At 80.5% G+C, this 865-nt stretch carries 1 protein-coding gene; it reads left to right on the top strand.

Annotated features, from left to right (window positions below):
• Window positions 1-688 (top strand): helix-turn-helix transcriptional regulator (locus SZN_RS37245; protein ID WP_007506586.1); only part of this gene is annotated, 688 nt, incomplete at its 5' end.
• Window positions 689-865: the final 177 nt, after the last annotated feature.

The raw sequence follows: 865 nt of genomic DNA, 5'->3' as shown, positions 1-865 counted from the left end.
GGCCCGGGGCCGCCCGCCGGCCGCCGCTGACCGGCTCGGGCCGCTCGTCGGGGCGGGGCCCGGCCGGGGCCACTTCGCGGTCCGGGCGCTCGCCGTGCCCTGCTTCGTGGAGGCGGCGGTGCTCGCCGGGCACCCGCAGAGGGCGCGGACGGCCCTCGCCGACCTCGTCCGGTGGGCGGACCTCGGCGCGGACCCGCACGCCCCCGCCCAACTCGCCCGGTGCCGGGCCCTGCTGGCCCCGGGGGATCGGGCGGACGGCCTGTACCTGCGGGCGCTCGCCCTGCACGGCGACACCGGCGGCGCCTTCGAACGGGCCCGTACGGAACTGCTGTACGGCCGGTGGCTGCGCAGGCGCCGGCGGCTGCGCGAGGCCCGGGACCGGCTCGGCGCCGCCCTCGTCGCCTTCGAGCGCTGCGGTGCCGGGGCGTGGGCCGAGCAGGCGCGCGGCGAACTGCGCGCCCACGGGACCGGGTCCGGGCGGGCGGCGCACGGAGCGCTGTCCCGGCTGACGCCGCAGCAGCTGCGGATCGCCCGGTACGTCGCCGAGGGCGCCACCAACCGGGAGGTGGCCCAGCGCCTCGCCGTCAGCACCCGGACCGTCGACTACCACCTGCGCAACGTCTTCGCCGCGCTCGGGGTGCGCTCCCGGATCGAACTGGCCCGCCTGGTCGACCGGGACGGCCGGTGAACCCCCGCACCCGGCCCCGCAGGCGACCGCCCGCCGGGGTCCGCGCGGAAAAAGACCACCGCACGCCCCTAGGGACCGACCGGACGGTATGCCATTCTTCGGAGCAGGACGAGCCGGGTGGCCGCCGCCGCACGCGCGGCCCGCGCCGCCGGGCACCGCCGAGCCGCCCGGCGCCCG

This window comes from Streptomyces zinciresistens K42, assembly GCF_000225525.1.
Lineage (GTDB): Bacteria > Actinomycetota > Actinomycetes > Streptomycetales > Streptomycetaceae > Streptomyces > Streptomyces zinciresistens.
Note: the sequence above shows the minus strand (reverse complement) of the source record. Positions and strands in the feature narration are given on the sequence as shown.